Annotated in this window: 5 protein-coding genes and 2 tRNA genes; 2 read left to right on the top strand and 5 right to left on the bottom strand. The window is 47.3% G+C overall.

Annotated elements, in window-relative coordinates; genetic code table 11:
* Positions 1–958, top strand: a 958-nt coding sequence (locus ACP5SG_RS04200; protein WP_428122245.1) for a S1C family serine protease, incomplete at its 5' end; no start/stop codon positions are given.
* On the opposite strand, the gene ACP5SG_RS04195 is transcribed toward ACP5SG_RS04200, so the two are convergent.
* The 3 genes from ACP5SG_RS04195 to ACP5SG_RS04185 all read right to left on the bottom strand — a co-directional run bounded on the left by ACP5SG_RS04195 (position 939) and on the right by ACP5SG_RS04185 (position 5,096).
* Entirely contained in the window at positions 939–2,291 is a 1,353-nt protein-coding gene (locus tag ACP5SG_RS04195) for a hypothetical protein (RefSeq protein WP_237888315.1), read from the bottom strand. The two genes, ACP5SG_RS04200 and ACP5SG_RS04195, sit on opposite strands and share 20 nt — an antisense overlap.
* Positions 2,292–2,343: 52 nt before the next feature.
* Complete coding sequence (locus ACP5SG_RS04190; protein WP_237888314.1) at positions 2,344–3,354, bottom strand: sigma-54 interaction domain-containing protein; 1,011 nt, start codon at positions 3,352–3,354, stop codon at positions 2,344–2,346.
* Positions 3,355–3,461: 107 nt separating this feature from the next.
* Positions 3,462–5,096, bottom strand: coding sequence for an NAD+ synthase (locus ACP5SG_RS04185; protein ID WP_237888313.1), 1,635 nt, complete (start codon positions 5,094–5,096; stop codon positions 3,462–3,464).
* A gap of 150 nt (positions 5,097–5,246) precedes the next feature.
* Here ACP5SG_RS04185 and ACP5SG_RS04180 point away from each other — a divergent pair.
* A tRNA-Arg gene (locus ACP5SG_RS04180) sits at positions 5,247–5,320 on the top strand.
* A gap of 9 nt (positions 5,321–5,329) precedes the next feature.
* Here ACP5SG_RS04180 and ACP5SG_RS04175 read toward each other — a convergent pair.
* Together ACP5SG_RS04175 and ACP5SG_RS04170 are read right to left on the bottom strand one after the other, a co-directional pair.
* Positions 5,330–5,413, bottom strand: a tRNA-Leu gene (locus ACP5SG_RS04175).
* A 65-nt stretch (positions 5,414–5,478) separates the two neighbouring features.
* Positions 5,479–6,438 (bottom strand): ketopantoate reductase family protein, encoded by a 960-nt coding sequence (locus tag ACP5SG_RS04170; RefSeq protein ID WP_237888312.1) that lies wholly within the window; start codon positions 6,436–6,438, stop codon positions 5,479–5,481.
* Between the last annotated feature and the right edge of the window lie 64 nt (positions 6,439–6,502).

Here is a 6,502-nt window from a genome sequence, read left to right as displayed (position 1 = left end):
TACACAGGATATGGCCTTGGCCCCATTTCCACCAAAAGGCTGCGGTTCAGGTTTTATTATTGATTACCAGGGCCATATCGTCACAGACGCCCAGATTATAAGCGATATGCATTCCATAGAAGTAACCTTCAGCGACGGCAGGAAATGGCCTGCGCGTCTTATGGCAATCGATCCGGATACCCAGATAGCGGTACTGCAGGTCCTGGCGCCGCCGAAAGAGCTTGAGGAGTTCCCGCCGCTTTCTTTCAGTATAACAAACAATCTCAGTCCAGGCATGCCTGTAATGGCATTCGGTAATCCATTCGGTCTTGGTTATACAGTATCATGCGGTGTGCTCCATGGCCCCATACGCAGCATATCCACACCTGACGGCCGCGTAATCGATCTTATCATACAGACTGACATACCGATAAATTCTGACGATATCGGCGGACCGCTTGTGGACTTATCGGGTAGGGTTTTAGGTATGAACACGCTTATTTTCACCCCCCAGGGGCAATCCCAAGGCGTCGGGTTTGCAATATCTTCGGAGATTATTCAAAATATTGTATCGCAGATCATCTCAAAAGGGCGTATATCAAGGCCGTGGCTTGGCGTAAGGCTGAGTGCGGTGACGCCTGCATTGTCTAGGGTGCTTGGTTTACCTGTAGAAAAGGGGGCGATGGTGACGGATGTTGTCAAGGATGGTCCGGCTGCAAGGGCCGGCATGGAGGGGAGCAAGAAGGAGTTGAGATTGGGCAACCATGTCTATCCGGTAGGTGGTGATATAATAGTCGCCATAGACGGCAAACCCGTGGACTCTGATACGGCTGTAATCCGTTTTTTACAGACCAAGGAGCCAGGCAGTACTGTTCAGGTGTCTTTTTACAGGGATAAAGAACTCAAGACAATAAAATTTCGCCTTGGGCAAAGACCAGGGGACAATGGCAAGAGCAAAATTAATACCACTGCCAGATAGGCCCCTCAGAAGGCATGCTGGCGGTCGATGAGCCTGGCGGCTTTTCAGGTGTTTCGGGCGCTGAAGATGGCGTAGCTCCACCACCTTTTCCCTGGGCCGGAAGTGGTCTGTTTGAGGCCTGAACCTGGGCTGCATTCGACTTTTTGATTGCCTTGAATGGACTCAATATCCACGAGAGCCAGCCTTCTTCATTGGTCCCTCCCTTGTGTCTTTGCCAGGTTGTTTGTTGCTGTGTTTGATTTTCTGAAGGCATCTCGGTGTTCGCTGAAGCCGATTCTTGAACCTGAGGGACAGACTGTTTCTGATGGCCGCCACTGTTTGCCGGTGGGAAAGAGGCCTTTTCTGCTTCGACATGAGCGAGGACCAAGGCATCTTTTGCCTCTATTTCCCCAGGCGTCGGATAGGGAGGGGGTTGATTGTTTGCAATTGCAGGAAGTTTCGGCACAATTTTGTCTTTTCGTGTCGCCTTTATAAGGCTGGAGACCAACCCCTGACTTATATTTTTGTCGACCGTTTTTGCCTCTCTGGGTGGGCTTGGCGGGACAGGAGGAGGATATGGAAGCATGCTTTCATAGGCCTCATTGGCGGCTTTTTCTGCCTTTTTCCCTTCCTTTTTGGGTGGTTGGGTTGCTGATGCCTCAGTCATTTCGGCTTTTTGTCCCGCCATCTTGAGCAGCTTTTCATAAAATAAATAGTCTGGATTTATCCTTGCAAGTGCTGCCTCATTGTCTTCCTTTATATGATTTTTTGGCTGGACTGGCATTTCCGCCGCATTCGCCGTTTCGCCTGTAAATTTATCCTCAGCCAGAGATGCTGTATGGGGTTGTGGGCCTGTTATGACAGCTTCTGCCACCTTGACTGCAAATTCGTCTATTTTTGTAAGGGCATCCGGGGCCAATGCATCATTGAGGGCCAGCGATTCAATAGACTTGTTGGTACCTGTATCCACCAATTGGAGAGAGAGCGTAGGGGTCTTGCCGTTCAATGAGACCCTGCCAGTTATGAAGTATCCGGCACCCATTTCTTTGATGGCGGCACCCAAAGTTTTACTTGATCCTGGTTGCATGGTTGTGATATGGCCCTTCACATCCGCAGGGTTTGCTACGTTGATGATATCAGGCTTATAGAGCCTGCTGCTCAGTATATGTTCCACTGCCGGACCCAAGTATGCAAAATTTCCTGCCCCGGCTGTGTCAATCGGCGCGATTGCTATTAGTTTTGCATCTGCCGCCGAGACTTTGATGGCTGACGACATGATTGCCAGGAAGACGGCAAAAACTACCATAACTAACGATAGAAACGGTGTTGAGGCCGGTAGTTTTGTATGGTTCATAGCTGCCTCCAATATTTGTAATGATGCGGCCTGCACTGGGTCTGTTTATATCCTAACCACTCATCAGATCTAATTTTTTCATCTTTTCAATAAGGGTTGTTCTATTCATATGCAGGAGTTTCGCCGCACGGTTTTTGATCCAGTTTGTCCGTTTAAGCGCCTCCAGTATCAATGCCTTTTCGTATTGAGTCACGGCCTCACTCAGGCACAACCCCTCTTGCGGAAGACATGGCATAAACTGCCTTTCATCCTTGGCCTGTTCGGTCGCTGGCGTCACTGACTCAATCCCTGCTATCCTGTCTGGCAAATCGCACACGTCAATTACCGAACCATTGGCGAGTATTACAAGGCGCTCGATGATATTTTCGAGTTCACGCACATTACCTGGCCAACTATACGCCATCATGCGTCGTTTTGCATCTTCTTTTATGCCTTTTATACATGGTCTTTTGTTGGAACATATTTTTTCTAAAAAATGGTCTATGAGTATGGGTATGTCGGCCGGCCTTTCCCTCAAGGGCGGGACATGTATTGGTATGACGTTGAGGCGATAGTAAAGGTCTTCTCTGAACCTTCCGTCTTTTACTGCCTCTTCAAGGACGATATTTGTGGCTGCTATCACCCTTATGTCCACGCTTATGGTCTTGGTCCCGCCCACCCTTTCAAATCTCCGTTCCTGGAGTACGCGCAAGAGTTTTACCTGGATATCTGGCGCCATTTCGCCGATCTCATCGAGAAAAATAGTCCCATGATCGGCAAGTTCAAAGCGGCCTATCCTTGTGCGGATTGCATGAGTGAAGGCCCCCCTTTCATGTCCGAAGAGCTCGCTTTCGAGGAGTTCTTTCGGTATTGCTGCACAGTTTATGGGTATAAAAGGTCCTTTGTTCCGGCTGCCTGCATTGTGTATGGCGCGGGCGATGAGTTCCTTGCCAGTGCCGCTTTCGCCTGTAATGAGGACCGTGCTGTCGACATCCGCCACCTTTTCGATAAGATCGAAGACCTTCCGCATGGCCGGGCTTTGTCCGACTATACAGTCAAACTTGGTGGTTTTATTGTTATTCACCAGTGTCACCCCAGTTGCCGTATGTATTTTCTCGATTAATTGAAAATATGCCTTAACAATATAATTTTAACAAGATGCATCGAATTGGATTGAACAGCTCACAACCTCTATTTATATCCGTTGGCAAGCGGTAACCTTCTGCCATATCCAAAGGCTTTAGTGGTGACCTTGGGACCAGGTGGTGCCTGTTGACGTTTATATTCGCTTCGCGTTACCATGCCTATAATCTTTCTGACCACGTCGGCATCAAAGCCATTGGCGGTTATCTCGCTTGGCGTTGCATTTTTTTCTATATAGAGTTCCAATATTGCATCAAGAATGTTATATGGAGGAAGTTCATCTTGGTCTCTTTGGCCGGGTCTCAATTCAGCGGATGGCGGTTTTGTGAATATCCTTTCCGGGATCACCTTTTTTATAGAGTTTATATATCTTGCAAGCTTGTAAACGAATGTCTTTGAGATGTCGGAGATTAGCGCATAGCCGCCTGTAAGATCACCATATAGTGTGCAATAGCCAACAGCAAGTTCGGTCTTATTGCCTGTAGCAAGGACCATATGACCGAATTTATTGGAGATGGCCATCAGGATTGCGCCCCTAATCCTGGCCTGTAGGTTCTCTTCAGCGGTATCGAATGGTCTGTCGGAAAAAATAGGCCTCAAGGTCTTCAAATAGGTCTCAAAGATGTTCGTTATCGGCACAGTTGTGGTCTCTATCCCGATATTGCGTGTAAGTTCAATGGCGTCTTCGATGCTTTCTCTTGAGGTGAAAGGGGATGGCATGAGGACGCCGAGGACGTTTTCGCTGCCGAGTGTTCTTGCGGCCAGTACCGCGGTCAAAGATGAATCGATTCCGCCGCTTAGGCCCAAAACCGCTTTTTTGAAGCCGCATCTTTCCATATAATCCTTTAGTGCAAGCTCAAGGGCCTTGACTACAGCCTCCTCCACGCTTTTGGATGTATCGTGTATATCGCCGTACAGTCGATCGGTGTCGAATATCACCATGTCCTCTGAAAAATCAGAGGCCTTACAGACAATCCTGCCATCAGGTGTTATCACTTGGCTTGCGCCGTCAAAGACTATGGAATCCTGTCCCCCAACGGTGTTTACATATATAAAGCTCCTTTTGTAGGTAGAGGCCAGGTGTCTTAGAAGTCGATAGCGGAAAGAATCTTTCCCTATCTCGAACGGCGATGCCGATATACTGATAAATATTTCAGCCCCCTTTTCAGCGAGCTCGGCAACGGGATCGACCTTATAGATATGCCCTGGGAAGATGGTAGTGTCGTTCCATATGTCTTCACATATGGCTATCCCTAGACGTGTGCCTTTATATAGTATTGGTGTGCTGGATAGGCCTGGCTCAAAATATCTTGTTTCGTCAAAGACATCATAGCTTGGGAGGAGTCTTTTATTTATCATGCCTATTATTTGTCCATTTTCAAACAATATCGCGGTATTGAAAACAGGTTTACCTTGGCAGCTTTTGTTCGGCGTGACAGTACCAATTAACACCCCTATGCCTTTGATGTTGGAAATAAGAGATGCGAGTGTATCTACACAGTCCTTTATGAAACTAGGTTGTTCTAATAGGTCTCGGGGTGGGTATCCGCAAATGGAAAGTTCAGGGAAGACTATCAGATCGCAGCCACTATCTCTGGCTGTCTTGGCCATACTGGTTATCAATGCGGCGTTTTTTTTGAACGCCCCTATAGTCGGGTTTATCTGTGCGAGTGCTATTTTCATTATTTTGAATATTATGAACAGAAAATGTAAGAGTTAACTTTAGGATTTACAAGGATTATTTTTGAAATATAGAACGAAATTGACAAGCCACAACCGGTAAAGTATCTTGCCGCAAGACAAGAATTGTTTTGATATGACGATGTTGTCAAAGGGCGATTAGCTCAGTTGGATAGAGCGTTGGCCTCCGGAGCCAAAGGTCAGGCGTTCGAATCGCCTATCGCCCGATAAATATTTGCCCGGGGTCGGGGTCGAACCGACACGGCCTTGTGGCCGAGGGATTTTAAGTCCCTTGTGTCTACCAATTTCACCACCCGGGCTATTTACCTTATACAAACCTTATATAACTACAGATTGGATTTTTAATACAAGAAGCCCGCCGTTGTCAATCGGGTTTGACTGTCTCCCAGCCCTTGATTGAATTTATCTTTACAAGCATGTTCAGGACCTCGTTGATCGGGGTTTCGACCCCCAGCTCCAGCCCCATCTTCACCACCGCCCCATTTATGTAATCTATTTCTGTTGGCCTTTGGAAGATGCGATCCTGCAGCATCGACGATATATTCTCGGATGTCCTTTCGCAGACCGATCTTACCAATGAAATCGCCTCATGTAAGTTGAGATCGATCTTGATCCCCTTCTTGACAGCTACCCTCCATGCCTCAGCCACTGCCAATTCTTGGAGTTTTTTTGCATCTGCGAACCCAAGTATCTCTCCGTTTTTTATGCCCGTAAGGGCCGTTATTGCATTTATGCCTACATTGGCCAAAAATTTTCTCCAAATATATGGAGTGATGTCATCGGGAACAGAACATGACCATCCTGCCCTTGAGAGGGTATCGGCAAATAAATCTACTTTGGCCTTAGCCCAATCGCACGGTTTCAAAAGGCCTATCTTGGTATCGCCTGTTCCAAGATGTTTTACACATCCTTCTTTTATAAGTGTCGCGCCCTGTGCCGTAATACCGAGTGCGATGCATTCAGGCCTTACTGCCCTAAGAATGGCTTCTTCTTGCCCGATGCCATTTTGAAGGGAGATTACGATGGTTTCGGCGCCGATCAATGGCTTAGCCTCTTTTAAGGCCTTGTCCGTCTGGTTTGCCTTGACAAGGATCAAAACCCAATCTTGGACACCAAGAGTTGCGGCGTCTGCAGTTATATGTGGGTAGACTTTAAACCTGGTTCGGCCCGCGTCAATTTCAATACCTGTTTTCGAGAGCCTTTCAGCCCTGTCACCTTTATAATCCAAAATAGAAACCGGTTGCCCGAGACGTTCTATATAACCTGCAATCAGGCAACCAATGGCCCCTGGACCTATGATCGTCAATTTCGGTCTTTCGCGCATAGCGATTAAAATATATCATGATTTATCCTTTAAGTCTTGCAAATATACAGCTGATAGGCTACAT

The sequence above is a fragment of the Dissulfurimicrobium sp. genome (genome assembly GCF_049968175.1).
Taxonomy (GTDB): Bacteria; Desulfobacterota; Dissulfuribacteria; order Dissulfuribacterales; family Sh68; genus Dissulfurimicrobium; species Dissulfurimicrobium hydrothermale.
This window is presented reverse-complemented; position numbering and strand designations above follow the sequence as displayed.